This window comes from Staphylococcus sp. TCBT05 (assembly GCF_055179755.1).
Genome location: NZ_JBUQDQ010000038.1, coordinates 763,108 through 789,675, shown reverse-complemented (window position 1 = coordinate 789,675; position 26,568 = coordinate 763,108). Strand labels below are relative to the sequence as shown.

At 32.6% G+C, this 26,568-nt stretch carries 23 protein-coding genes; 16 read left to right on the top strand and 7 right to left on the bottom strand.

What is annotated here, in order from left to right; all coding sequences use genetic code 11:
• From lpdA to auxB, 8 genes are all read left to right on the top strand, one after another.
• Entirely contained in the window at nucleotides 1-1,407 is a 1,407-nt protein-coding gene (gene lpdA, locus ACY191_RS10825; RefSeq protein WP_042738993.1) for a dihydrolipoyl dehydrogenase, read from the top strand.
• A 130-nt stretch (nucleotides 1,408-1,537) separates the two neighbouring features.
• Complete coding sequence (locus ACY191_RS10820; protein WP_042738992.1) at nucleotides 1,538-1,816, top strand: UPF0223 family protein; 279 nt, start codon at nucleotides 1,538-1,540, stop codon at nucleotides 1,814-1,816.
• Nucleotides 1,817-1,967: 151 nt separating this feature from the next.
• Nucleotides 1,968-2,507 (top strand): helix-turn-helix domain-containing protein, encoded by a 540-nt coding sequence (locus tag ACY191_RS10815; protein WP_042738991.1) that lies wholly within the window; start codon nucleotides 1,968-1,970, stop codon nucleotides 2,505-2,507.
• Between the two features lie 13 nt (nucleotides 2,508-2,520).
• Nucleotides 2,521-3,621: an ABC transporter ATP-binding protein gene (locus ACY191_RS10810; protein ID WP_042738990.1), complete on the top strand. Its 1,101-nt coding sequence runs from the start codon at nucleotides 2,521-2,523 to the stop codon at nucleotides 3,619-3,621.
• The gene (locus ACY191_RS10805) at nucleotides 3,608-4,411 is read left to right on the top strand and encodes an ABC transporter permease (protein WP_107513109.1); all 804 of its coding nucleotides are present in this window, start codon (nucleotides 3,608-3,610) and stop codon (nucleotides 4,409-4,411) included. The genes ACY191_RS10810 and ACY191_RS10805 overlap by 14 nt, the downstream gene beginning before the upstream one ends.
• 5 nt (nucleotides 4,412-4,416) lie before the next feature.
• On the top strand, nucleotides 4,417-5,229 hold the full coding sequence (locus tag ACY191_RS10800; protein ID WP_042738988.1) for an ABC transporter permease: 813 nt from the start codon (nucleotides 4,417-4,419) through the stop codon (nucleotides 5,227-5,229).
• Nucleotides 5,226-6,299, top strand: a complete 1,074-nt coding sequence (locus ACY191_RS10795) for an ABC transporter substrate-binding protein (protein WP_042738987.1) — start codon at nucleotides 5,226-5,228, stop codon at nucleotides 6,297-6,299. Before ACY191_RS10800 ends, ACY191_RS10795 begins: the two co-directional genes overlap by 4 nt.
• 73 nt (nucleotides 6,300-6,372) lie before the next feature.
• Nucleotides 6,373-7,566, top strand: a complete 1,194-nt coding sequence (auxB, locus tag ACY191_RS10790) for a lipoteichoic acid stability factor AuxB (RefSeq protein WP_107527504.1) — start codon at nucleotides 6,373-6,375, stop codon at nucleotides 7,564-7,566.
• Between the two features lie 260 nt (nucleotides 7,567-7,826).
• Here auxB and ACY191_RS10785 read toward each other — a convergent pair whose 3' ends face one another.
• Complete coding sequence (locus tag ACY191_RS10785; RefSeq protein ID WP_463270026.1) at nucleotides 7,827-9,167, bottom strand: Nramp family divalent metal transporter; 1,341 nt, start codon at nucleotides 9,165-9,167, stop codon at nucleotides 7,827-7,829.
• 190 nt (nucleotides 9,168-9,357) lie between these two features.
• Here ACY191_RS10785 and ACY191_RS10780 point away from each other — a divergent pair, with 190 nt between their 5' ends.
• Complete coding sequence (locus ACY191_RS10780) at nucleotides 9,358-9,870, top strand: DUF4064 domain-containing protein (RefSeq protein ID WP_229367114.1); 513 nt, start codon at nucleotides 9,358-9,360, stop codon at nucleotides 9,868-9,870.
• Between the two features lie 92 nt (nucleotides 9,871-9,962).
• On the opposite strand, the gene ACY191_RS10775 is transcribed toward ACY191_RS10780, so the two are convergent.
• A complete protein-coding gene (locus tag ACY191_RS10775) occupies nucleotides 9,963-10,574 on the bottom strand; it encodes a YktB family protein (protein WP_229367115.1) in 612 nt (203 codons plus the stop codon).
• Between the two features lie 260 nt (nucleotides 10,575-10,834).
• Here ACY191_RS10775 and ACY191_RS10770 point away from each other — a divergent pair, with 260 nt between their 5' ends.
• Nucleotides 10,835-11,656, top strand: a complete 822-nt coding sequence (locus ACY191_RS10770; RefSeq protein WP_042738982.1) for an inositol monophosphatase family protein — start codon at nucleotides 10,835-10,837, stop codon at nucleotides 11,654-11,656.
• A gap of 140 nt (nucleotides 11,657-11,796) precedes the next feature.
• Here the strand turns inward: ACY191_RS10770 and ACY191_RS10765 are convergent, their stop codons facing one another.
• Entirely contained in the window at nucleotides 11,797-11,988 is a 192-nt protein-coding gene (locus ACY191_RS10765) for a DUF5325 family protein (protein ID WP_042738981.1), read from the bottom strand.
• 98 nt (nucleotides 11,989-12,086) lie between these two features.
• Here ACY191_RS10765 and typA point away from each other — a divergent pair, with 98 nt between their 5' ends.
• Nucleotides 12,087-13,934: a translational GTPase TypA gene (gene typA, locus ACY191_RS10760; RefSeq protein WP_042738980.1), complete on the top strand. Its 1,848-nt coding sequence runs from the start codon at nucleotides 12,087-12,089 to the stop codon at nucleotides 13,932-13,934.
• A gap of 494 nt (nucleotides 13,935-14,428) precedes the next feature.
• On the opposite strand, the gene ACY191_RS10755 is transcribed toward typA, so the two are convergent.
• Together ACY191_RS10755 and ACY191_RS10750 are read right to left on the bottom strand one after the other, a co-directional pair.
• Nucleotides 14,429-14,611, bottom strand: a complete 183-nt coding sequence (locus ACY191_RS10755) for a YlaI family protein (protein ID WP_042738979.1) — start codon at nucleotides 14,609-14,611, stop codon at nucleotides 14,429-14,431.
• A gap of 2 nt (nucleotides 14,612-14,613) precedes the next feature.
• The gene (locus tag ACY191_RS10750; protein WP_042738978.1) at nucleotides 14,614-15,096 is read right to left on the bottom strand and encodes a hypothetical protein; all 483 of its coding nucleotides are present in this window, start codon (nucleotides 15,094-15,096) and stop codon (nucleotides 14,614-14,616) included.
• 387 nt (nucleotides 15,097-15,483) lie between these two features.
• Between ACY191_RS10750 and ACY191_RS10745 the strand changes: the two genes are divergently transcribed.
• The 3 genes from ACY191_RS10745 to ACY191_RS10735 all read left to right on the top strand — a co-directional run bounded on the left by ACY191_RS10745 (nucleotide 15,484) and on the right by ACY191_RS10735 (nucleotide 21,210).
• Entirely contained in the window at nucleotides 15,484-15,759 is a 276-nt protein-coding gene (locus ACY191_RS10745) for an Fpa/YlaN family protein (protein WP_042738977.1), read from the top strand.
• 370 nt (nucleotides 15,760-16,129) lie between these two features.
• Nucleotides 16,130-17,380, top strand: coding sequence for a cell division peptidoglycan polymerase FtsW (gene ftsW, locus ACY191_RS10740; protein ID WP_042738976.1), 1,251 nt, complete (start codon nucleotides 16,130-16,132; stop codon nucleotides 17,378-17,380).
• Nucleotides 17,381-17,754: 374 nt separating this feature from the next.
• Nucleotides 17,755-21,210 (top strand): pyruvate carboxylase, encoded by a 3,456-nt coding sequence (locus ACY191_RS10735; RefSeq protein WP_463270025.1) that lies wholly within the window; start codon nucleotides 17,755-17,757, stop codon nucleotides 21,208-21,210.
• Between the two features lie 313 nt (nucleotides 21,211-21,523).
• On the opposite strand, the gene ACY191_RS10730 is transcribed toward ACY191_RS10735, so the two are convergent.
• Nucleotides 21,524-22,432, bottom strand: a complete 909-nt coding sequence (locus ACY191_RS10730; RefSeq protein WP_042738974.1) for a COX15/CtaA family protein — start codon at nucleotides 22,430-22,432, stop codon at nucleotides 21,524-21,526.
• Nucleotides 22,433-22,720: 288 nt separating this feature from the next.
• Between ACY191_RS10730 and cyoE the strand changes: the two genes are divergently transcribed.
• Together cyoE and ACY191_RS10720 are read left to right on the top strand one after the other, a co-directional pair.
• The gene (gene cyoE, locus ACY191_RS10725; RefSeq protein ID WP_107513445.1) at nucleotides 22,721-23,632 is read left to right on the top strand and encodes a heme o synthase; all 912 of its coding nucleotides are present in this window, start codon (nucleotides 22,721-22,723) and stop codon (nucleotides 23,630-23,632) included.
• 24 nt (nucleotides 23,633-23,656) lie between these two features.
• A complete protein-coding gene (locus tag ACY191_RS10720) occupies nucleotides 23,657-24,118 on the top strand; it encodes a DUF420 domain-containing protein (RefSeq protein WP_042738972.1) in 462 nt (153 codons plus the stop codon).
• 82 nt (nucleotides 24,119-24,200) lie between these two features.
• Here ACY191_RS10720 and ACY191_RS10715 read toward each other — a convergent pair whose 3' ends face one another.
• Nucleotides 24,201-26,456, bottom strand: coding sequence for an ATP-binding cassette domain-containing protein (locus tag ACY191_RS10715; RefSeq protein WP_229367117.1), 2,256 nt, complete (start codon nucleotides 26,454-26,456; stop codon nucleotides 24,201-24,203).
• Between the last annotated feature and the right edge of the window lie 112 nt (nucleotides 26,457-26,568).

The window sequence follows — 26,568 nt, the reverse complement described above, 5'->3', positions numbered from 1 at the left end:
ATGGTAGTTGGAGATTTCCCAATTGAAACAGATACTATTGTAGTTGGAGCAGGACCAGGAGGTTACGTTGCAGCAATTCGTGCAGCGCAATTAGGTCAAAAAGTAACAATCGTTGAAAAAGGTGAATTAGGTGGCGTATGTCTAAACGTTGGATGTATTCCTTCTAAAGCTTTATTACACGCTTCACATCGTTATGATGAAACAAAACATTCAGAAAATTTAGGGGTAATTGCTGAAAGTGTTTCTTTAAAATTTGATAAAGTTCAAGAATTTAAGCAATCAGTAGTTAAAAAATTAACTGGTGGCGTTGAAGGTTTATTAAAAGGTAATAAAGTTGAAATCGTTAAAGGTGAAGCTTATTTTGTTGATAACAACAGTTTACGTGTTATGGACGAAAAAAGTGCGCAAACTTATAACTTTAAAAACGCGATTATTGCAACTGGTTCTAGACCAATTGAAATCCCTAACTTTAAATTTGGTAACCGCGTTATCGACTCAACTGGCGCATTAAATTTACAAGAAGTTCCTGGTAAATTAGTCGTTGTTGGTGGCGGTTATATCGGTTCTGAATTAGGTACTGCATTTGCTAACTTCGGTTCTGAAGTTACGATTTTAGAAGGTGCAAAAGATATCCTTGGCGGATTCGAAAAGCAAATGACTCAACCTGTTAAAAAAGGTATGAAAGAAAAAGGCGTTGAAATCGTAACTGAAGCTATGGCAAAATCAGCTGAAGAAACTGATAATGGCGTTAAAGTAACATACGAAGTTAAAGGCGAAGAACAAACAATTGATGCAGATTACGTATTAGTAACTGTAGGTCGTCGTCCAAATACAGATGAATTAGGCTTAGAAGAACTTGGTCTTAAATTCGCTGATCGTGGTTTATTAGAAGTAGATAAACAAAGCCGTACTTCTGCTGACAATATTTATGCTATTGGTGATATCGTACCTGGTTTACCATTAGCACACAAAGCAAGCTATGAAGCTAAAGTTGCAGCTGAAGCTATCGCTGGAGAAGCTTCAGAAGTAGACTACATCGGTATGCCTGCTGTATGTTTCACTGAGCCAGAACTTGCACAAGTGGGTTACACTGAAGCTCAAGCTAAAGAAGAAGGTTTAGAAGTAAAAGCTTCTAAATTCCCATACGCAGCTAACGGTCGTGCATTATCATTAGATGATACAACTGGTTTCGTTAAATTGTTAACATTAAAAGAAGATAACACATTAGTTGGTGCTCAAGTTGTTGGTACTGGTGCTTCTGATATTATCTCTGAATTAGGTTTAGCAATTGAAGCTGGTATGAATGCTGAAGACTTAGCGTTAACTGTACATGCTCACCCTACATTAGGTGAAATGTCTATGGAAGCAGCTGAAAAAGCTATTGGATTCCCAATCCACACTATGTAATATAGTAATTGTGCTATAACACAATTTATGAATAATGGCCACTGGTGCAAACTAGTGGCTATTTTTTTAATTTAAAAATATATTTAGGTTAATAAGTATATATTGTCAGGTTGAATGGAGGATTAATAGTATGGAATATCAATATCCTATAGATTTAGATTGGTCTAATGATGAAATGATGGATGTCGTTTCTTTTTTTAACGCAATTGAAGCATATTACGAAACAAAAGTTGAAGGAACTCAGCTCATAGATAAATATAAGAAATTTAAAAATGTTGTGCCAGGTAAAGCTGAAGAAAAACAAATATTCAAAGAATTCGAAAAAAATAGTGGCTATAATAGCTATAAAGCAGTGAAAGCAGTGCAAAGTTCACCAGAACAAAAATATTTTAGTGTAAATGATAAATAACTATTGTCATGATGGCTATATTCTGATATTTTTATTAAGCATTAAACAAAATGTTTGATAATAGTAAACAGAATATAGCATTTTTTAATTTCTATTTTAAAAAGTTGGAAATTCAGAGTGCAATGAGAGAGATTGAAAAATAGGTGACGCTATGGAAATAGGTAAAAAATTAAAAGATTTAAGACGTATTAAAAATTTAACACAAGAAGAATTGGCAGAACGCACGGATTTGTCTAAGGGCTATATATCTCAAATTGAAAGTGGTCATGCTTCACCTAGTATGGAAACATTTCTAAATGTGCTTGAGGTATTAGGAACTAATCCGGGAGATTTTTTTCAAACTAAAGTGGAAGAAAAAGTGCTATATAAGCAAGCTGAGCAAAAAACTTATGATGAATATGATAAAGGTTACTTATTAACATGGCCTGTAACAAGATCAAATGAGTTTGAAATGGAGCCATTATTGTTAACATTGAAAGGTAAAAGTGCTTATAAAAACTTTAAGCCATCCCCGTCAGATACTTTTATTTATTGTCTAGAAGGTGAAATTTCATTGATGCTTGGTGATAAAGCGTATCATGCGAGTCAAGGAGATGCTTTATATTTCAAGGCAAATCAAATACATAAACTATTTAATCCATCGACATCACAAGCTCGAGTTATGGTAGTTGCTACTGCATCTTATTTATAGGAGGATAAAAATTATGAAACCAATATTATCATTTAAATCAGTTAGCAAATCGTTTGATGGGTCAACTGTTTTAGACAACATAGATTTAGATATCGAATCGGGTCATTTTTACACATTATTAGGGCCTTCTGGATGTGGAAAAACAACAATCTTAAAGTTGGTTGCTGGATTTGAACAAACAGATCATGGTGAAATTGTTTACAAAGACCAAGTGATAAATGATTTACCAGCAAATAAAAGAAAAGTAAATACAGTATTCCAGGACTATGCTTTGTTTCCGCATTTAAATGTGTATGATAATATCGCATTTGGATTAAAATTAAAGAAATTAAATAAGCGAACAATAAAGCAAAAAGTTAAAGAAGCCTTAGCATTAGTGAAATTATCTGGTTATGAGACTCGCTCAATTGATGAGATGAGTGGTGGACAAAAGCAGCGTGTAGCTATTGCACGTGCAATTGTTAATGAACCAGAAATTTTACTTTTGGACGAATCGTTATCGGCACTAGATTTGAAATTGAGAACAGAGATGCAGTATGAATTACGTGAAATACAGTCCAGATTAGGTATTACGTTTATTTTTGTAACGCACGACCAAGAAGAAGCTTTAGCGTTAAGCGATTATATCTTTGTTATGAAAGATGGTAAGATACAACAATTTGGTACGCCAACTGATATTTATGATGAGCCTGTAAATCGATTTGTTGCAGATTTTATTGGTGAGTCAAATATTGTACAAGGACAAATGGTCAAAGACTATGTTGTTAATATTTACGGTCAAGACTTTGATTGTGTTGATATGGGAATTGAAGAAGGGACTCATGTTGAAGTTGTTATTAGACCTGAAGATATTTCACTTATAGCAGCAGAACAAGGTTTGTTTGAAGTCACGGTAGATACAATGTTATTTAGAGGCGTCCATTATGAAATAAACTGTATTGATCGTAAAGGCTATGAATGGATGATACATTCCACTAAAAAGGCTGAAATTGGAAGTAAAGTAGGACTATATTTTGATCCAGAAGCAATACATATTATGGTGCCTGGTGAAACAGAAGAGGAATTTGATAAGCGTATTGAGAGTTATGAGGAGCATGAAAATGAAGCAAATTAATAAATTTTTATTTGTACCATATATTTTATGGATGATACTGTTTATTATTGTGCCAGTATTGCTGTTGATTTATTTTTCATTTTTTGATTTACAAGGTCATTTTAGCTTTGAAAATTATAAAAAAATATTTTCAGCAACTTACTTTAAAATGATATGGGATTCTATTTTATATGCTCTAGCAATTACGATAATCACATTACTAATCAGTTATCCTGCGGCATATTTTATTCGTGCTTCGAAACACCAAAGTTTATGGTTATTAATTCTTATTATACCAACGTGGATTAATTTACTGCTAAAGACCTATGCATTTATTGGTATATTCAGTCATGATGGTATTATCAATCAAGTGTTGACTATGCTACATTTACCAAAAGCTGATTTGTTATTTACGACACCTGCTTTTTTAATTGTTGCTAGTTATATTTATATTCCATTCATGATTTTACCAATTTTCAACAGTATGAAAGATATTCCTAATAACGTACTACAAGCATCTACAGACCTGGGAGCAAATGCATTTACCACATTGAGAAAGGTCATTATTCCATTAACAAAACAAGGTGTACTTACAGGAATACAAGTTACATTTATTCCGGCATTATCATTGTTTATGATTACTAGACTGATTGCAGGTAATAAAGTGATTAATATAGGTACGGCGATAGAAGAACAATTCTTAGTGATTCAAAACTATGGACTGGGCTCTACAATAGCATTATGTCTAATTGTCTTTATGGCTATTGTACTTATCATTACAAATACTAAATCTACGAATGGAAAAGGGTGAATCACATGAAATGGTATGGTAAATTATATATCTTTATGTTAACTGCGTTGTTATATATTCCGATACTATTTTTGATGGTTTATTCATTTAATGCTGCAGGTAATATGATACACTTTGAAGGTTTCACGCTGGATCATTATCGTGATTTATTTCAAGATGATCGGTTGATGGCAGTCATTTTTAATACAATTGCAGTTGCTTTGTTAGCAGCTTCAATTGCTACTGTTATCGGTACGATGGGTGCAATTGCACTGTATCATTTAAAAAATAAGAAAATACGTGTATCATTACTTACTTTGAATAATGTATTAATGGTTTCTTCTGATGTAGTGATTGGTGCTTCATTTTTAATCATGTTTACAGCAATTGGACATTTCACAGGATTAGGGTTAGGATTTACAACGGTCTTAATCTCACATATTGCCTTTTGTATCCCAATTGTGGTTATTATCGTATTACCTAAATTATATGAAATGAATCATCATACTCTAGATGCTGCAAGAGATTTAGGAGCAAGTGAATTTCAAATTATGAATAAAGTCATGTTGCCACAATTATTCCCAGCAATTATTGGAGGATTCTTTATGGCACTAACTTATTCATTGGATGATTTTACTGTCAGTTTCTTTGTTACTGGTAATGGTTTCAGCGTCTTATCTGTTGAGGTTTATGCTATGGCGCGTAAAGGTATTAGTATGGAAATTAATGCAATATCTACGATTCTATTTGTGGTTATTTTGTTAGGTGTCTTAGGCTATTACTTAATACAGAATCTCATCAAACATAGAGGTCAAATGAAGCGAGGTATTGAACGATGAAACGATTTTTACAACTAATACTTGTTTCTATCTTGATTGGTTTGATTTGTTTATTTATCAGTCATAAGTATACTGCTAAAGAACATACTAAGAGCGGTGAGAAAATTTATGTTTATAATTGGGGAGAATATATTGACCCAAGTTTAATCAAAAAGTTTCAAAAAGAAACCGGCATTGAAGTAGTATATGAGACATTTGATTCGAATGAAGCTATGGAAGCTAAAATCCGTAACGGTGGTACACATTATGATGTGGCCTTTCCGAGTGATTACACGGTAGAAAAGATGAAAAGTGAGCATCTTTTATTACCTTTAAATCATAAAAAGATACCTAATATTAAAAATTTAGATTCTGATTATATGAATATGCCATATGATAGAGGCAATAAATATTCAATGCCATACTTTTTTGGTACGGTAGGTATTTTATATAATAAGAAAGCTTACCCGAATGCATCATTCGACTCTTGGCAAAGCTTATATAACAAACAATATAAGAATGATATATTACTTGTTGATGGAGCTAGAGAAATTATAGGATTATCACTCAACAAATTAGGATATAGTTTAAATGACACGAATAACACACATCTAAGAGAAGCGGAAAGCAATTTGACGAAACTCGGTCCTAATGTTAAAGGTGTGGTAGGTGATGAAGTTACGATGATGCTAGAACAGCACGAAGCTAATATTGCTGTTGTATGGAGTGGTGTGGCAGCACCAATTGTACAAGAAAATGATGATTTTGATTACGTCGTACCAAAAGAAGGATCAAATTTATGGTTCGATAATATGGTTATTCCTAAAACTGCTCAAAACAAAGCAGGGGCATATAAATTCATGAATTTTTTATTGGATGAACGTAATAACAAACAAAATACAGAATGGGTTGGATATGCAACGCCGAATAAAGCAGCGAGAGCTTCGTTACCAGCTGAAATCAAGCATGATAACCGTTTCTATCCTTCTCAACAAACACAGTCTAAATTGGAAGTTTATAAAGATTTAGGAAAAGAAGCATTAAGTGAATACAATGAAAGATTTTTAAATTTTAAAATGTCCTTAAAATAGATTGTAGATAGTAGTTATTTTAGGATTAATTAGATATAATTATTTGACAAGCATTATAAGGAGTTGTGATTACATGTCAGGAGATCAATATACTCAAGTTAGGCGACCTGTGAGTCGTATAGCTGAAAAAGTATTGGGATGGTTAAGTTGGATATTTTTACTATTATTAACCATCATTACGATGTTTATCGCACTAGTTTCATTTAGCAGTGATACATCGATTCAAAGGTTAGAGACATCTTTAAATGGCAATGATTTTATTCAACAAATACTCGCGAATAATAGTCTAAATACAACTCAATTTGTAATATGGCTACAAAATGGTATTTGGGCAGTAATTGTTTATTTCATTATTTGTTTATTAGTGTCATTTTTGGCCTTGATTTCTATGAATATTAGAATATTATCTGGAATTTTATTTTTAGTAGCGTCTGTAATAACGTTACCTTTAGTATTACTATTTGTACCACTCATTATACCGATTCTATTCTTTATCACAGCAATCATGATGTTTGCGAGAAAGGATAAAGTTGAAACTGTACCTGGTTATTATGCAGATGAACCATATGATGCATATGAGCGTTACGAACGTCCTGAACGTCAAACAAATGAAGGTCATTATAGTGAGCCGGTAGAACCTGTAAGAGAGGAACCGCAATCTAACACAGGAACTACTCAAGAGCAACAAGGTTCAGCAGATAATCAACTACGTCGTGGTGGATACTCTTCTGATGTGGCACAAAAGGTAAATGCTTCAAATGGCGATTCAGAAGAAGAGCCAGCAGTGTTATCTAGACAAGCCAAGTATAATTATAAAAATAAAAAACAACAAGACGATTTTGGTGATGTCAGTAGCGTTTATGATGAAGAGGGCAATGCTGTAAATGATAATACTGCGCATAAAGAAGAAGATGAAATGACGCGTGAACAACAAGAAGCATTGGAAAGAGAAAGACAACAACGTGAGGCTGAAGAGGCTCAACGCAGACAAGCTGAATATGAAGAACAACAACGCTTGAAATACGAAGAAGCACAACGTAAAGAAAGAGAAAAACAAGAACGTGCAGAAGAAAAAGCACGCATAAAGCAAGAAAAGAAAGAACGAAAACAACGTGAAAAAGAACGACGTAAACAAATGCCAAGTGCAGCCAACCAACGTCGAATGAATTTTGAAGAACGTAAAAAAATGACGTCACATGATGAGAAACAACAAAAGGCTGAACGTTCAGTAGAAGATGGTTCTCAATCGCAAGATAAGGAAAAATAACTAAAAATGTTTCAGTAAGTATTTAAATTTCTGAACTATGGAGAAAGGCAATTTCTATTAATATAATATAGAAATTGCCTTTTTATTATGGAATAAAGCATACGCTATGCGTGTGCCTTAATATTGTATATATTAAAATAGATGCGTTACAAGTCTTATGTTTAAGTTTCATAACGCTAACAAACATTGATATAAAAAATCCCTCCAAATATTCATTGGAATTTTTGGGGGATTTCTAGTATATATAATCTAAGTGTTAGTTATAATTCTTGGAAAGTTTGAACAATAAGATAAATATTTAAAATACTTAATATTGTTATAAGTATCCATGAGATTACATTGATCCAAGTTTTATTTTTAAATTGACCCATTAATCCATAATTGTTTGTTGCAAGTTGTAATGGTATCAGTGAAAATGGTAAGGCTATACTTAAAAATACTTGAGAAAAGACGAGCAATTGTTCCATTTTTGCTTCATTGCTATTGAAAATGATTAAACAGAAAATAATAGGAAGTATTGCAAGTAATCTAGTGATTAAACGTCTCAACCAATTTGGTATTTTTAAATTAATAAAACCTTCCATGACTATTTGTCCAGCCATAGTACCAGTTATTGTAGAATTTTGGCCAGAAGCTAACAAGGCAACAGCAAATAAAGTACTCATTATTGCTCCAAGAGATGCGCCTAAAATTGGTTGATGGTGTAATGCAGTGTATAAATCATAAAAGCCACCCAGTTTTTCAGTATTTACACCATAGAAAAGTGCCGCCCCTAAGATAAGTAATAGACAATTTATTACAAATGCAATCGATAATTGTATATTGGAATCCAAAATAGCATATTTGATAGCTTGCGCTTTTGATTTAATATCATGTCTATCATACATTCTAGTTTGTACGATAGATGAATGTAGATATAGATTATGGGGCATAATTGTTGCGCCGATGATACCTAATGCAATAAATAAGGCACTATTATCAGTTATAATTTTACTATGAGGAACAAATCCATTTAACATACTCGTAACATCTGGCGAAGCAATAAATACTTCAAATATAAAAATAACCAGTACAGTAAAAATCAATGTACCGACAATCGCTTCAATTTTTCTAAATCCAAAACGCATAATAAATAACAGTAAAAAGACATCTAACACAGTGATTAAAGCACCTACAAGTAAAGGAATATCAAACAGTAAGTCGAGTGCAATTGCACTTCCAATAACTTCTGCAATATCCGTCGCAATAATAGCGAGTTCTGCTATTATCCAAAATATAAAGGACATGGGTTTATTGAGGTAGTGCTTTGTAGCTTGGGCTAAATCCATACCTGTTGCTATTCCTAATCTCACAGTCATACTTTGTAATAACATAGCTGATAAACTTGAAAGTAAAATCACGAATAGCAAAATGTATCCGAATTGTGCGCCACCTTGCATAGATGTAATCCAATTCCCAGGATCCATATAGCCAACAGCAACCAATAGTCCCGGTCCTAAATATGACAATAGCTTTTGACTGAACTTACCGTCTGAAACAACAGTAACTGTATTGTTTATTTCGTCCATACTTTTTTGTTGTGTATCATTTTGTTGAGACATATTGCCTCACCTCCAATATAAAACTTAATAATCATCAGATTAACCCAAAAAAAATATTAGGTCAACCTAAAATATTTGGAAATTGTTTGAATTGTACTATATTGAACGCTTAAAATTAATAGTTGACTTGAATGTTTAAACTTATGAAAATTTGCTATGATAGAAGAAAAGCATTGAGAGGAGGAGTAAGATGAATAGAAAAGCAGAAAAGATACTATCTTGGATTGCCAATGCTTTAAGTATTGTATATTTATTGTTTATCGTACTATGTTTGTTCATGATTAATGTACCTGATTTTAAAGAAATCTTTAATCAAATGAATCAACAACAAGGATTAGAGATGTCATTAGGTACGTTCAAAGCCTCATTGACTTTATTGACAATTTATTTGTTAGTTTCATTGCTATTAGGTGTAATTGGTACATTTTTAATTAAGAAAAATCGAGTTTTAGCTGCATGTTTATTAATTTTAGCAGCATTGACAGCTATTTTTTCAAGTAACTTGATTGCATTAATTTTATGGTTAATTGCAGGTATCATGTTATTCGCTAGAAGACCAAACAACAAGACCACAAATAACAATCATGGTGAAACATTCAACAATAATGATCAGCAACATAATAGAAATAGCAACAATAATACCTTTGATGAGGAAACACAACAACGTAAAAGAAAAAAAGATGACGATCCATACATTTATTAGTAGTAGTTACAGCAAAGTATAAAAAATGCCGGGCCATATGAAGAGGCTCGGCATTTTTAATTCATGGCTTTTATATAGAGAGATAATTTGAATTATCTATAGAAAGTAAGTAGTTGTTCAAATGTTTCTTCTAAATAGCTTAAAAAGGCTTTGTCAGATTTTAATTCTGCTGCTTGTGGTGTTAAAGTACGAGCAATAAAGAATTCACCTTTTTTAACTTTTTTAACGCGATCAATTGCTTTATGTAGTTCGTTGTCAGACATATCTTTAATATATGTCTTTGTTTGATTCATATGGTCTAAACTTACGCTATAATCTGTAGGTAATTGTTTAATTGCATCAAATTTATCTTCGAAGACTTCTACACGTTGGGCTTTATCTTTAGCTTCGTGCATTACACCATACATTACAAATAATTGGTCTTCAAATAAGCCAATTTGAAAATGTGGTAACATTTTATAGCCGCGGTTATTCGTAGCAAAGGCAACCCATGTATCTTTTGGGGGATTAACACTTCGACGTGCGTGTTTAGCAACATGAGGATAGAATTGCTCGCCAGTAGTTGTCTCTAAGTATTGTGCGAAGTACTCTCCAAGTGCATTGAGCTGTGGACGAACATGTTCGTCGAGTGCTTGCATACGTGCATCTAAACCATCTACTTGGAATGATTTAAAATCCTTAGGTTTAAAAGTATATTTTGTCATATTAACCTCCTGTACAACTTCATAGTTTGGTTGTATTGTAGCACATTATTTAAGAACATACATTTGGTTTGTTTCAAAGTTAAACAATGTAAACACGCGTGTGAAGGGATAATAAATAGGGTATAACAAAATTATTAGCGATATTGGATGTAAATTACAAATGTGACTTATACATATAATGAAGAAAATAGATAAAAATACGTCCGTTACCTTTTTATGTAATAAGTAATGTATAATAGAAGTGTTAAGGAGCTGAGACTATGACAGTTTATGAATTTGCAAAAGGTCTGATTTTAGAAGCGGGCAATAATGTTAAAAAAATTATGAAACAAGACATAGAAATTGAAACGAAATCAAATCCTAATGATTTAGTTACTAATGTAGATAAAGCAACTGAATTATTTATATATGATACAATAAAAAAGACATATCCTGAACACAAAGTGATAGGTGAAGAAGGTCATGGACATGAATTAACTGATACACAAGGTATTATCTGGGTGGTTGATCCAATCGATGGTACCCTGAATTTTGTACATCAAAAGGAGAACTTTGCAATATCTATAGGCATTTATTCTGATGGCAAACCATATGCAGGTTTTGTCTTTGACGTGATGAATGATGTATTGTATCACGCTAAAGTAGGTGAAGGTGCATTTGAAAATGAAACGCCGCTTGCACCTATAGAATCAACAACATTAAAGAAAAGTATTATCGGTATAAATCCCAATTGGTTAACAAAGCCGAAATTAGAAGATGTATTTAAGCCAATTGTTGATGAAGCAAGAAGTGCAAGAGCATATGGCTCGGCAGCATTAGAAATTATTCATGTTGCAACAGGAAGGTTGGCAGCATATATAACACCTAGGTTACAACCTTGGGATTTTGCAGGTGGTTTAATTATATTAAATGAAGTAGAAGGTGTTGGTACTGATTTACAAGGACAACCATTATCCTTATTCAGAGCCAACTCAATTGTTATGGCAAATCCTCAACTTCACGAAGAACTTGTATATCATCACTTTCCTCAAAATAAAGAGATTATAGAGTTGATTCAACAACGTTTAACAGGTCATAAGTGAGTGTATTTATAAAAGAACAAAGCCCTTAAATGAAATTGATGTTTCATTTAAGGGCTTTGTTAATTATAATTTGAAGCTTATGTTTTTTCTTAGGTGTTTGAATGGTTATCTTTGTCATACAAGTTAATTTTTAAAGTGAATTACAGCCAATCATTTTCACGATATTTCTTTTTTAACGTGAAACCGTAACCAAATGTTGCAATGAATAATATAAGTGTTAAAATCATCAGTGGAACATTTGTAGCTGCTAGACTAAAGCTAAATAAAAGCAAGAATACAATCGCTACGACAGCGAGTACCCAAAATATTGCTTTAGATTTTTTTTGTTGCATCCCAACCACACCTTTATAGTTTTCTTTAACCAATTATATGATATAATAAAAAAGTTGCAAAGAAAAGTGGGAATTTACTCGAGAAAGGAAATTGTAATATGACTAATTTAAGAGAAGATGTTCGTAACATAGCAATCATCGCTCACGTTGACCATGGTAAAACAACACTAGTTGATGAATTATTAAAACAATCAGGTATCTTTCGTGAAAATGAGCATGTAGATGAAAGAGCAATGGATTCAAACGATTTAGAAAGAGAACGTGGTATAACTATTCTTGCGAAAAATACAGCAGTAGATTATAAAGGGACAAGAATTAATATCCTAGATACACCAGGACACGCAGACTTCGGTGGCGAAGTTGAACGTATTATGAAAATGGTTGATGGGGTTGTATTAGTTGTTGACGCTTACGAAGGTACAATGCCTCAAACACGTTTTGTATTGAAAAAAGCTTTAGAACAAAATCTAAAACCAGTAGTAGTAGTCAATAAGATTGATAAACCAGAAGCAAGACCTGAAGGTGTTGTGGATGAAGTATTAGACTTATTTATCGAATTAGAAGCTTCAGACGAACAATTAGATTTCCCAGTTGTATATGCTTCTGCAGTTAATGGTACTGCAAGTTTAGATGCTGAAAAGCAAGATGAAAACATGCAATCATTGTATGAAACTATTATCGACTATGTACCAGCACCTGTAGATAATAAAGACGAACCTTTACAATTCCAAGTTGCATTATTAGATTATAATGATTATGTTGGACGTATTGGTGTAGGTCGTGTATTCCGTGGAACAATGCGTGTAGGAGATAGTGTATCTCTATTAAAATTAGACGGTTCAGTTAAAAACTTCCGTGTTACAAAAATCTTTGGTTACTTCGGTTTGAAACGTGAAGAAATTAAAGAAGCACAAGCTGGTGATTTAATCGCAGTTTCAGGAATGGAAGATATTAACGTAGGTGAAACTGTAACACCGCACGATCACCAAGAAGCGTTACCTGTCCTTAGAATTGATGAGCCTACTTTAGAAATGACGTTTAAAGTTAATAACTCACCATTTGCAGGTCGTGAAGGTGACTTCGTAACTGCACGTCAAATTCAAGAAAGATTAGATCAACAATTAGAAACAGATGTTTCATTAAAAGTTACTCCAACAAACTCTCCAGATACGTGGATTGTTGCTGGCCGTGGTGAATTACACTTATCAATCTTAATTGAAAATATGCGTCGTGAAGGGTTTGAACTACAAGTTTCTAAACCTCAAGTTATTATTAGAGAAATTGATGGCGTTCAATGTGAACCTTTTGAACGTGTACAATGTGAAGTACCACAAGAATATACAGGTGCAGTTATTGAATCATTAGGCCAACGTAAAGGTGAAATGTTGGATATGGTTACTACAGATAATGGTTTAACGCGAATTATCTTTATGGTACCTGCTCGTGGATTAATTGGTTATACAACAGAATTTATGTCACAAACACGTGGATATGGAATTATTAACCATACATTTGAAGAATTTAGACCACGTGTTAAAGGTAGAATTGGTGGACGTAGAAATGGTGCATTAGTATCAATGGATCAAGGCCAAGCTAGTTCATATGCCATTATGGGACTTGAAGATCGCGGTACAAACTTTATGGAACCAGGTACAGAAGTATATGAAGGTATGATTGTTGGTGAACATAACCGCGAAAATGATTTAACTGTAAATATTACAAAAGAAAAGCATCAAACTAACGTTCGTTCGGCTACAAAAGATCAAACAGTTACAATGAAACGTCCAAGAGTATTAACGCTTGAAGAAGCTTTACAATTTATTAATGATGATGAATTAGTAGAAGTTACGCCAGAAAGTATTCGTATTAGAAAAACAATCTTAGAAAAGTCAGCACGTGAAAAAGAATCTAAACGTTTAAAACAAATGATGCAAGAAGAAGAATAAATGAAGTTTTCATCTCTTAACTGTAAATATAATCGCTCATTAGATTATTCACTACAATAGGAGTTACAGATATAAATCATTGAAAAATGCCAATCCAAAAGATTAAATTTTAATCTTTTGGGTTGGCATTCTTTTTTTAATATTTCGTATAAATATAGCGAACATAGCTAGAATGCTTAGAGTAGAGACATCACCTCATAACCTTGATACATACCTTACTTCTTCTTAATTTAGAAAAAATACTAAATTTAAAATTAGGTAAAGAATACAAAAAAGGACAGTGTATTTTTAATAAACAATAAAAATTTATCCACGTTTTATACTGCACCATGCATATAACATAACAGTTTTAAATTTCATCATTCATTAAATTGATAAATCGACTAGTACCTTATTATAAAAAAAGAGTCATATATTAGTTAATGTGCATAGCATGAATTATCACATGAATAGGCTAACTACATTACTAACATATAACTCGGATTTTGTGATGACTACTCTTTAGCTAAATGATTAAATGTATAGGTTTGGTTGCGTTGTTTAGGTGTGTCTAATCTACTTTTACATTCGTCACACATAAAGGTATGCATTGGATCATTTCTCAATCTCTTTGCTTCTAGTGTGTTTTCATCTATAAAAACCTTCGTATCACAAATGATACATTGAACTTGTTTCAAATTTAAATCACCTCAATATGGGTAACATGCTCGAATTGATAATCGTAACCTTGATCTGGAATATATACAAAGCTATCAACAGCATTATCATCATATAAACGTTTTCCATCCTTTGAAAATTGGAAGAATAAATATGGTAATAAATCAATTGGTACATCAATCGATTGGTCGCTATTAGAAAGACGAATGAGTTGTGCACCTTCTTGAATTTCTGCATTTTTGAAAAATGGTGTCATATTAATGACAAATGAACCTTCAAGAACTGCTCTTTTTTTATATTTAATCTCAGAGTTCAGTGTCGGTGGATTGGTTTGACCTTCTAATATTGCACGATTCCATTCTCTATTGTCTTCAAAAGCGATGGGTTTGGTACCATCAAAAACGCCATTTTCCAAGTCTTCGATTTGTACCTTACGGTCGTCAAAGATCCAAGTTGTACTATCTAATGTGATTTGAAAATTTACTGCTCCCTTAATTTGAATCATAATCCCACTCCTATTGATAAATCTCGACAATAACTATTGAACTATTCTATGTATTAATAATATTAAATATATCATTTGAATCATTAAGTACTAATATTGAGTAACAATGACTCAACGATAATAAATGAATATTTTGTGACGAAAAATTATCATTATTACATTAGCTCATTACCTTTTACTAAAATTAGCTAGTAAATAAAAACGCTTACTTTAGAGCAGAAGGCAATTTATGAAGTATGCTCTAGTTATTGTGAATGTAAAATTAACTTTAAATATAATTTTATCACACATAAGCGTATTTAGTATATTACTGAATACTCTTGCTTTTTACTATTCAGTAAGATACACTTTTATTTATAAAGTTACAATTGATAGGGGGAGTATGTCATGGTAAAGAGTCAGGATTTAAATAATGCGGCATATGACCAGTTGAATAAAGATGCTGATAGGATTCTCCAACTTATTAAAGTACAAATGGACAATCTTACATTACCACAATGCCCATTGTATGAAGAAGTACTCGATACTCAGATGTTTGGATTACAAAAAGAAGTAGATTTCGCTGTTGAACTTGGTTTAGTTGACAGTGAAGCGGGCAAAGGATTAATGCTTCGATTAGAAAAAGAACTTTCTAAATTGCATGATGCATTTACGAATGTTTAATTTGTAATATTCAAAACTGGTATGGCGTAAGTCCAGATCTAAAATAAATATTTTTTTGTAGTAATATTAAAGCTACATAAAGTACAGGCAAAGTGACTGGAACATCAATTTATAATTGATTGCTTCGCAGTCACTTTTGTTATTTCTGAAATTATTAGAAATCGAAGCATTAAAAAGTTATAATTTATGATATATTTATTCGAGAAATTATGACAATGTTTGATATAATGTAAAAAGCGCACTTTCTTACTACAATAAAATTTAAATAGTGCTATAGAGATACTAAATTTAAAGAAAAAGTAATAAATAAAAATGCAATCTGCAAATTTAAAAATAAGATATTAAAAATTAGAATTGGATGATATGTCAAATGAATAACATAAAGCAATTTTTTCGATATATAGGCAAAAACGCTAAATATATCGACTATCCACTAGTAATTACATATTTATTACTGTGTCTTATTGGATTGGTTATGGTTTATAGCGCCAGCATGGTAGCTGCAACAAAAGGGACCTTAACTGGTGGTGTTTCCGTATCAGGGACATATTTTTATACTAGACAATTGATGTATGTCATTATGAGTTTGATACTCGTCTTTTTTATGGCTTTCTTTATGAACGTGAAATTTTTGGAAAAGACAAAGTTTCAACAATGGATGATGGGAGGCATCATTCTATTATTATGTGCAACCTTAGTCATTGGTAGTAATATCAATGGTTCTAAAAGTTGGATTAACTTAGGATTTATGAATTTGCAAGCATCAGAGTTATTGAAGATTGCGATTATATTGTACATACCTTATATGATTGAGAAGAAACGACCGCAAGTGTTTAAAGAGCCGAGAATTTTAATGTCGCCAATTATTTTGGCATCATTTTGTATTGGGCTCGTATTTTTACAACGAGATGTTGGTCAAACGTTACTTATATTAGTTATTTTCTTTTCAATTTTATTTTATGCTGGTATTGGTGTAGAAAAGTCTATTAAATATGGTTTGATAGTACTAACTGGGATCGTTATCATTGGTGGGTTATTCTTATTATTAGGTCTAGTACCTGATTACTTGACTGCACGTTTTAGTACATTAGCAAATCCATTTAGTAAAGAATCTGGAACAGGTTATCATATTTCAAACTCATTAATTGCAATAGGTAATGGTGGTCTGTTTGGTAGGGGCTTAGGTAATAGTATTATGAAATTAGGTTATTTACCTGAACCACACACAGATTTTATCTTTTCAATTATTTGTGAAGAATTAGGACTTATCGGTGGTTTGTTTGTCATCTGCCTATTATTCTTTATCGTATACAGGGCCTTCCAACTAGCGAATAAAACACCTTCGTTCTTCTATAAATTAGTTTGTGTCGGTATTGCCAGTTATATAGGAAGTCAAACCTTTGTAAACTTAGGCGGTATTTCTGGGACAATCCCACTAACAGGTGTTCCATTGCCGTTTATCAGCTTTGGTGGTTCTTCAATGATTAGTTTAAGTATTGCTATGGGATTATTATTAATCACTGCGAAACAAATTAAAATAGAAGAATATCGTAGAAAGCAAGCAAGAAAACAACAAAAAAACGTAGAAGTTCCTAGAAAATTTAATCGTTTTAATAAATGATTTGATACGACAAAAATAAGCAAACATTTCAATGTTTAGACATTGAAAACGTTTGCTTATTTTTTTATATTATCACATAAATTTCGAAAAAGTTAGAACGCTGACTATAAATGATAATAAAAACTTATCGTAATATATAACTTTTTATTATCTGTTAGTTATGATACAATAAGCTAGAAATAGCTTTAAAACAATGTTTATCACTCAATCAAAGTTAATTTAATTACTAGTGTAAACAACTTTAATGGTATTTCAATTGTCATATTCAACAAAAAGTGTGAGATTTTTTTACTGTTTACATTGTTCGTATTTTGCTATAATGTATTCAATATCAAACTTTTTAGAAAATTCAAACTTTTAAGGGGGACCAAGTTTTGAAAAAAATAAACAAACTTATGGTGGCCAATCGTGGGGAAATTGCGATTAGAATTTTTAGGGCGGCAACCGAATTAGATATTAAAACAGTTGCTATTTATTCTAATGAAGATAAGGGGTCTTTACATAGATATAAAGCTGATGAATCCTATTTAGTAGGTGAAGATTTAGGGCCTGCAGATTCATATTTGAATATAGAGAGAATTATTGAAGTTGCAAAGCGTGCTGAAGTGGATGCGATTCATCCGGGGTATGGTTTTTTAAGTGAAAATGAAACATTTGCGCGTAGATGTGCCGAAGAAGGCATTAAATTTATTGGACCACATGTATCACATTTAGATATGTTTGGTGATAAAGTCAAAGCTAGAGAAACAGCAATTAAGGCAGACTTAAGGGTAATTCCTGGTACAGATGGACCAATTGAAAATTATGAAGCTGCTGTAGCATTTGCTGAAACTGCTGGTTTTCCACTAATGATTAAAGCAACAAGTGGCGGTGGCGGTAAAGGTATGCGTATTGTGCGTACAAGTGAAGAACTTGAAGATGGTTTTAACCGTGCTAAATCTGAAGCAGAGAAATCATTTGGGAATAGCGAAGTATATATTGAAAAATATATCGATAATCCTAAGCATATTGAAGTACAGGTTATTGGTGATGAACATGGGAATATTGTTCATTTATATGAACGTGATTGTTCTGTTCAACGTCGTCATCAAAAGGTAGTTGAGGTAGCACCATCTGTAGCACTATCTGATGAACTAAGAGAACGTATTTGTGATACAGCGATACAACTTATGAAACATATCGAATACGTTAATGCTGGGACAGTTGAATTCCTAGTGTCTGGTGAAGATTTTTACTTTATCGAAGTGAATCCTCGTGTTCAGGTAGAGCATACTATTACAGAAATGATTACAGGTGTAGATATTGTTAAGACGCAAATACTTGTAGCTGATGGAGAAAGTTTATTTGATGAAGAAATCAATATGCCTGAGCAAAAGGATATTGTCACGTTAGGTTATGCAATTCAATGTCGTATCACTACTGAAGATCCTACGAACGACTTTATGCCAGATACAGGAAGAATTAGTGCTTATCGTTCAAGTGGTGGTTTTGGAGTTAGACTTGATGCAGGTGATGGCTTCCAAGGTGCAGAAATTTCACCATATTATGACTCATTACTGGTTAAATTATCCACACATGCTATGTCGTTTAAGCAAGCTGATGAAAAGATGGACCGATCACTACAAGAAATGAGAATTCGTGGTGTTAAAACCAATATTCCATTCTTAATAAATGTGATGAGACATCCTCAATTTAAAACAGGCGATTACACAACGAAGTATATAGAGAATACACCTGAATTGTTTGATATTCAACCAACGCTTGACCGTGGAACAAAAACACTAGAGTATATTGGAAATGTTTCTATTAATGGTTTTCCAAATGTTGAAAAACGTCCGAAACCGATTTATGAAACATCACCAATACCAAAAGTGGCAAATAAAGAAATCGAACAGCTTCAAGGTACAAAGCAATTACTTGATGAAAAAGGACCTAAAGCAGTTGCTGATTGGTTGAAACAACAAGAAGATGTATTAATTACAGATACTACATTTAGAGATGCACATCAATCATTACTGGCAACAAGAGTACGTACGAAAGACATGATGAATATTGCATCAAAAACAGCTCAAGTAATGAAAGATAACTTTTCATTAGAATTATGGGGTGGTGCAACGTTTGATGTTGCATTTAATTTCCTTAAGGAAAACCCTTGGGAACGTTTAGAACGTCTTAGAAAGGCAATTCCAAACGTTTTATTCCAAATGTTATTACGCGCTTCAAATGCGGTAGGTTATAAGAATTACCCAGATAATGTGATTAAAAAATTCGTTGCCGAAAGTGCAGATGCTGGTGTAGATGTATTTAGAATTTTTGATTCATTGAACTGGGTTGATCAAATGAAAGTAGCAAATGAAGCGGTGCAAGAAGCTGGTAAAATATCAGAAGGTACAATTTGTTACACTGGAGATATCTTAAACCCTGAACGCTCTGATCTCTATACATTAGAATATTATGTGAATATGGCGAAAACATTGGAACGTGAAGGATTCCATATCTTGGCAATTAAAGATATGGCAGGGTTATTGAAACCAAAAGCAGCATATGAATTAGTTGGAGAATTGAAATCTGCAGTTAACTTACCGATTCATTTGCACACACATGATACTAGTGGTAATGGCTTGATGATTTATAAAGAAGCAATCGATGCTGGCGTGGATGTAATAGATACAGCTGTAGCATCAATGAGTGGTTTAACGAGTCAACCTAGTGGAAATGCATTATATTATGCATTAAACGGTTTTGATAGAAATTTACGTGCTGATATCGAAGGAATGGAAGAATTATCACATTATTGGGGTACAGTACGTCAATATTACAGCGATTTTGAAAGTGATATTAAGTCACCAAACACTGAAATCTATAAACATGAAATGCCAGGTGGCCAATACTCAAACCTTAGACAACAAGCGAAAAGTCTAGGATTAGGTAATCGCTTTAATGAAGTTAAAGACATGTATCGTCGAGTGAATTTCTTATTTGGCGATTTGGTGAAGGTAACACCATCTTCTAAAATTGTCGGTGATATGGCGTTGTATATGGTTCAAAATGATTTAGATGAGGAAGCAGTAATTAAAGATGGACATAAACTAGACTTTCCTGAATCTGTAGTATCCTTCTTTAAAGGTGATATCGGACAACCGGTTAATGGATTTAATAAAGAGCTACAACAAGTTATCTTAAAAGGTCAAACTGCTTTAACAGACCGTCCAGGGGAGTATTTAGAACCTGTTGATTTTGAAGCTGTAAGAAAAGAATTAGAAGAGAAACAACAGAGTGAAGTTACTGAACAGGATATTATAAGTTATGTTTTATATCCTAAAGTATATGAACAGTTTATTGCGACACAAGAACAATTCGGAAATGTTTCATTATTAGATACACCAACCTTCTTCTTTGGTATGCGTTCTAATGAAACTGTTGAAATTGAAATTGATACTGGTAAGCGACTTATTATTACATTAAAGACTATTACTGAACCGGATGAAAAAGGTGTACGTACTATATTCTATGATATGAATGGTCAAGCTCGTCGTATCTTTATACAAGATGAAAATGTAAAAGCTAATGCAAGTGTGAAACCAAAAGCTGATAAATTGAATCCTAATCATATTGGGGCTCAGATGCCAGGTTCAGTTACAGAAGTGAAGATTGCAGAAGGTGAAAATGTCACAAGTAGTCAAGCATTATTGATAACTGAAGCAATGAAGATGGAAACAACAATACAAGCGCCATTTGATGGTGTCATTAAGAAAGTTACTGTACAAAGTGGTGAAGCCATTGAGACAGGTGATTTATTAATAGAAATTGAAAAAGAGCCAGTAGATTAGGTTGATTATTGTCCTAGCTATCGATTAGATAAACAACACAACGCTTTGATTTTTAGATTCAGAAATGTTTCTATAAATCAAAGCGTTTATTTAGTGTTCTAGATAAATATGATGGTTAAAATGCTTTATATTAATGAAACAGCAGAAAATTTAACAAAAGAAGAAACGTCAATTCCTATTATTATTTCATTAGGAATTGACGTTTCTTGTTAATAAAAGTTATCATCGTAAAGTTCACGCGTCATTCTATTTATTTAATTAGAAGATATGTTAAGGTTTTGATTTAAGTATATTTCTTAATGAACCCGTTAACTTATCCGCCACTACGAATTGTGCGTAGCATGAGTATTACAAAGTAAGCAATTAAGCCGAATAACAATGTAATAAATAATGCATGTAGCAGTGCAATAAATAAGTTTACATGTGTGATTATAGATAAAGCACCAGTCGTGACTTGTAATAATACAAGGATGAACGCTGCTGTATAACCATATCTAATGGTTCTATTATGTCTATAATTATTAACTGCATGAATGAATGTCAACATTATCCAAATAAATGCGATAAATGCCATGCCTCTATGAGTAAAGTTTACCCAATCTTGTACTGTGTGTGGCATTAAATCATTAAATGGTAATGGCCATTGACCGTATGCGAGGCTGGCCTTTTTATGTCTAACTAATGCACCTGTATAAATAGTTAAGTATACGATTAACATCATCAACCATGTATATATTCTTAATGGTTTTCTGATAAATAGTTCATCAGCTTCGTATTTGCGATCGACTTCGAAAATAATCAATGTTAATACAAATACTGATGAGAACGAAACGAGTGAAATACCGAAATGCAATGCGAGTACGTATGCATTTTGCTGCCACATAACTGCTGCTGCACCAATCAAAGCTTGAAGAAGTAAGAAACCAACACTAATGATACAAAGTGGTTTAACTTCTTTGATGTAACTGATATGTTTCCAGGCAACAATGACTAACCATAAAACAATAATTAATGATAACCCTGAAACGGCACGATGACTTAATTCAATAATCGTTTGTATAGGTAAATTTTGCGGAAGTAATGCACCGTGACACAATGGCCAATCTGAACCACAACCGTCTTCCGATCCGGTCTTAGTAACAAGTGCGCCACCAAGTTGTACCCATGTCATGATTAATGTTGCTAGTATAGATAACCATTTCAGGTTTTTCTTGTTAAACAATAATTAACACCCCACTTATTAATAAAACTATTGGGATAATAAATCTAGTATCACAGTTAATACAAATTCAGATTGAAAAGTTTGTAAATGATATTCCCAAAAGACATACTTGTTTAACGTTAAATAAATCTCAAGGATTATTATAACAAGAAAACGTTAATTAGTTGTGTCATAAAAATGACGATTTATTATTGTCTTTAAAGTGTCACAAATAAATTATTATAAATGTAGTAAAAGGCATTAATTTAATATATCATTGTATTATATGAAAAAAATAGGAGGGGGATTATGAACAAAGAACAAACTTTGTCGCATAATACAAGTCGTGTAACCTTTAAAGAGTTGCAACAGATTATAAAAATGGGACTTGTGCAAGGTAACTTAGTTCCTGCTTTTGCTGGTTCATGGCTTGCAATTGTGATGGCAAATCATTCCTTTCTCTCGTCAATACCACAAATCTTAATGATGATTGTTGGCTCAACGCTTATTATGGGCGGCGCTTGTGCTGTGAACAATTATTATGATCAAGATATTGATAGTATCATGCCAAGTAAGCAACAACGACCAACGGTCAATGATAGAATTTCAAATAGAAATTTATTAATTCTTAGCTTTGGAATGATGTTGATAGGGGAAGCATTATTATTTGCCTTAAATATACCATCTGGTGTTATCGGATTATTAGGTATAGTTGGGTATGTCTCATTCTATTCAATTTGGTCAAAACGCCACACAGTTTGGAATACGGTTATTGGAAGTTTTCCTGGTGCTGTACCTCCTTTAATTGGATGGACTGCTATTGAGGGTAATATTAGTGTTGCAGCAATTGCATTATTTTTAGTTGTATTTTGTTGGCAACCCATTCATTTTTATGCATTAGCAATCAAACGTAAAGATGAATATTCATTAGCTAATATTCCAATGTTACCTTCAGTTAAAGGTTTTAAACGAACAAGAGTAAGTATGTTCATCTGGCTTGTATTGTTATTACCATTACCATTTTTATTAAGTAATTTAGGTGTTACATTTATCGTGTTAGCCTCACTATTAAATTTAGGATGGTTATACATGGGATTAACAAGTTTTAAAAAGGGCACAGATCAAACAAAATGGGCAACAAAAATGTTTATATATTCACTAAATTACTTAGTGGTATTCTTTGTACTTGTTGTTGTCGTCTCATTAATACAAATGTTCTAATAATTAATAATAAGGATGAAATTTATGAATTTACCAATTTTACCTACAATTAGTACGAGTTTTATTGTTATTAGTGCAATCCTTGTTGCAATAGGTTGGCGTAAAATATGGAAAAGGGAAATAGAAAGTCATAAAAAGGTAATGCTATGTGCAGCGTTTTTTGCACTCGCATTCTTTATTATTTATGCTTCTAGAACAATCTTTATAGGTAATACTGCTTTTGGCGGACCAGATTCCGTAAAACTTTATTATACAATCTTTTTAATATTCCATATTAATTTAGCTACAATCGGTGGTATCTTAGGTGCAGTACAGATTATTACTGCGTTAAAGGATAAGTTAAAGATCCATAGAAGAATTGGACCAATCGCATCAATTATCTGGTTCTTTACGGCAATCACAGGTGTCGCAGTTTATGTATTACTCTATGTTTTATATCCGGGTGGAGAAACGACATCATTGATTAAAGCAACATTAGGTTTATAACACTATTAATAAATGAAATTGTTAGTCTTATATTGGGCAATATTAAGACTAAAGAGGTGAGCCAATAGGCACACCTCTTTTTTTATTTTATATAGCGTTGTAAATGCTTAGCTGTTAGGGATTGTTCGACAGAAAGCAAACCTGCTGGGTATCCTTGATACAAGCACTGTCCTCCGTTAGCACCTGCAAAAGGTCCAATATCTACTATCCAATCAGCTTGTGTCATCATTGTTAAATTATGTTCAATAATTATAAGTGTATTATTCTCAGCAATTAAATTATTAAAACAGTCTAATAATATTGGAATATCATCTTCGTGTAATCCTGTAGTGGGTTCGTCGAATACAAATATTTGATTCTCTACAGGTTTTGTCAAATATTTACTTAATTTTACACGTTGAATTTCACCTCCAGATAGCGTATCGAGTGTTTGACCTAGTGTCATATAATTCAAACCGGTAGATTTCAAAGCGTGTAAAGGTTGCTCTATATCAATATTCTCTGCAAAGAAGGCTAGCGCTTCATCTATTGTCAAATTCAAAATATCAGCGATAGAATGATTATTAACTTTAGCTTCTAATACTTCTGGTTTATAGCGTTGTCCGTTACAAACGTCACATACTTGTGTGAAGTCAGGCATAAAGGCTAGTTCAGTTTTTATAATTCCTTTACCATGACATTCAGGACAAGCACCTTCAGAATTATAGCTGAACAATGATTTCTTTAAACCAGTTTGGTCACTAAAGTATTCTCTTACAGCATCAAAAATATTTAAATAAGTTAATAGATTTGAACGGCTAGATGCATGTATAGGCTTTTGATCAATGAAAATACTGTTATCAAAATATTTCAATCCAGTTGAAATTAATGTGCTCTTACCTGAACCAGCAACCCCTGTAACCACAGTCATTACATTTTTAGGAATTTGGACCGAAACATCAATCAAATTATTTTTCGTTATATGATTTAAATTGATAAAGTCTTGAGATTCGCGGGGGTGAGGTTTTAACTTATGATTTTTACGTAAAGCGATACCACTAGATGAAGTAGTATTTAGTAACTGCTGATACGGACCTTCAAAGGTAATAGTCCCACCATTCTTACCAGCTAAAGGTCCTAAATCGATAATATGGTCAGCAATACAAATTACGTCTGGATCGTGTTCGACAACAAGTACAGTATTACCTTTATCTTTCAGAGAGATAATGATTTCATTTATGCGTCTAATATCCTCTGGATGTAAGCCAATGCTCGGTTCATCAATAATATATACTAAATCAGTTAATGGACTATTTAAATGTCGAATAAGTTTAATACGTTGTGATTCTCCACCTGATAAGGATTTAGTTTCACGCGATAAAGTCAGATAATTTAAGCCAATATAACTTAACGACTGCAGTTGCTTTAATAATGGTTCGATAATTGTCTTAGCTTTATCAGATGTTAACTTAGCAATAAATGAAATTGCCTCATCAATAGATAGCGCAGTAAAATCTGCAATATCTAATTCGTTGATTTTACATTGTAATACCTTTTGATTTAATCGCTTACCATTACAAGTAGGGCAAGATTTTGAAGATACAACACGTTCGATGTCAGACTTGAATTTATTTTTCTCAAAGTTATCATTTAATAAAAAAGATCGTCTGAAACGATGGATAAGTCCTTCGAATTTTGCAGTTTTTGGCCAATTTGAAGGTGGGTTTTTTAATTTTTTAGGTTCAGTATATAAAAAAGTATTTAATTCTTCTTCTGTGTAATCTTTTAACTTTTTATCATTATCAAATAAACCAGAGTATAAATATCGCTTACCACGCCAGCTGTCTGGCCTAAATGATGGGAAACGTATCGCATCTTCATTTAATGATTTATTAAAATCAATGAGTTCATTTAAGTCTATATCTTCTACATAACCTAAGCCAGAACATGTAGGACACATTCCTTTAGGATTATTGAAAGAAAAGATGTCTGAATAACCCACAAATGGTTCACCAATTCTCGACCATAATAATCTTACTGAAGCATATATATCTGAAATTGTGCCGACCGTAGAACGTGCATGCCCACCTAATCTTTTTTGGTTAATTACCATAGAAACTGGTAGGTTTTCTATTAAATCTACATGCGGTTTAGTATATTGTGTTAATTGGTGTTGAATGTATGTTGAATATGTTTCATTTAATAAGCGTTCAGACTCTGCAGCAATGGTATTAAATACTAAAGATGATTTGCCTGAGCCAGAACGACCAGTGAACACGGTGATTTTGTGCTTTGGTATATCGACTGATATATTTTTAAGATTGTTCTGTTTTGCTCCATGAATTCTAATATCCGTCATTATTATTTCACCTCTGTTGCACATATACCCATAATTTAAATTGTGTATAACGTTTATATGAAGATTTTGCAAATACAGAGTCTTATCTTGCTTGTTATATGAAATTCCATGT

Excerpts from the sequence above, each read along its gene's own strand:
- lpdA (WP_042738993.1), top strand. The coding sequence starts at position 1 with ATGGTAGTTGGAGATTTCCCAATTGAAACAGATACTATTGTAGTTGGA.
- ACY191_RS10820 (WP_042738992.1), top strand. The coding sequence starts at position 1,538 with ATGGAATATCAATATCCTATAGATTTAGATTGGTCTAATGATGAAATG.
- ACY191_RS10815 (WP_042738991.1), top strand. The coding sequence starts at position 1,968 with ATGGAAATAGGTAAAAAATTAAAAGATTTAAGACGTATTAAAAATTTA.
- ACY191_RS10810 (WP_042738990.1), top strand. The coding sequence starts at position 2,521 with ATGAAACCAATATTATCATTTAAATCAGTTAGCAAATCGTTTGATGGG.
- ACY191_RS10805 (WP_107513109.1), top strand. The coding sequence starts at position 3,608 with ATGAAGCAAATTAATAAATTTTTATTTGTACCATATATTTTATGGATG.
- ACY191_RS10800 (WP_042738988.1), top strand. The coding sequence starts at position 4,417 with ATGAAATGGTATGGTAAATTATATATCTTTATGTTAACTGCGTTGTTA.
- ACY191_RS10795 (WP_042738987.1), top strand. The coding sequence starts at position 5,226 with ATGAAACGATTTTTACAACTAATACTTGTTTCTATCTTGATTGGTTTG.
- auxB (WP_107527504.1), top strand. The coding sequence starts at position 6,373 with ATGTCAGGAGATCAATATACTCAAGTTAGGCGACCTGTGAGTCGTATA.
- ACY191_RS10785 (WP_463270026.1), bottom strand. The coding sequence starts at position 9,167 with ATGTCTCAACAAAATGATACACAACAAAAAAGTATGGACGAAATAAAC.
- ACY191_RS10780 (WP_229367114.1), top strand. The coding sequence starts at position 9,358 with ATGAATAGAAAAGCAGAAAAGATACTATCTTGGATTGCCAATGCTTTA.
- ACY191_RS10775 (WP_229367115.1), bottom strand. The coding sequence starts at position 10,574 with ATGACAAAATATACTTTTAAACCTAAGGATTTTAAATCATTCCAAGTA.
- ACY191_RS10770 (WP_042738982.1), top strand. The coding sequence starts at position 10,835 with ATGACAGTTTATGAATTTGCAAAAGGTCTGATTTTAGAAGCGGGCAAT.
- ACY191_RS10765 (WP_042738981.1), bottom strand. The coding sequence starts at position 11,988 with ATGCAACAAAAAAAATCTAAAGCAATATTTTGGGTACTCGCTGTCGTA.
- typA (WP_042738980.1), top strand. The coding sequence starts at position 12,087 with ATGACTAATTTAAGAGAAGATGTTCGTAACATAGCAATCATCGCTCAC.
- ACY191_RS10750 (WP_042738978.1), bottom strand. The coding sequence starts at position 15,096 with ATGATTCAAATTAAGGGAGCAGTAAATTTTCAAATCACATTAGATAGT.
- ACY191_RS10745 (WP_042738977.1), top strand. The coding sequence starts at position 15,484 with ATGGTAAAGAGTCAGGATTTAAATAATGCGGCATATGACCAGTTGAAT.
- ftsW (WP_042738976.1), top strand. The coding sequence starts at position 16,130 with ATGAATAACATAAAGCAATTTTTTCGATATATAGGCAAAAACGCTAAA.
- cyoE (WP_107513445.1), top strand. The coding sequence starts at position 22,721 with ATGAACAAAGAACAAACTTTGTCGCATAATACAAGTCGTGTAACCTTT.
- ACY191_RS10720 (WP_042738972.1), top strand. The coding sequence starts at position 23,657 with ATGAATTTACCAATTTTACCTACAATTAGTACGAGTTTTATTGTTATT.
- ACY191_RS10715 (WP_229367117.1), bottom strand. The coding sequence starts at position 26,456 with ATGACGGATATTAGAATTCATGGAGCAAAACAGAACAATCTTAAAAAT.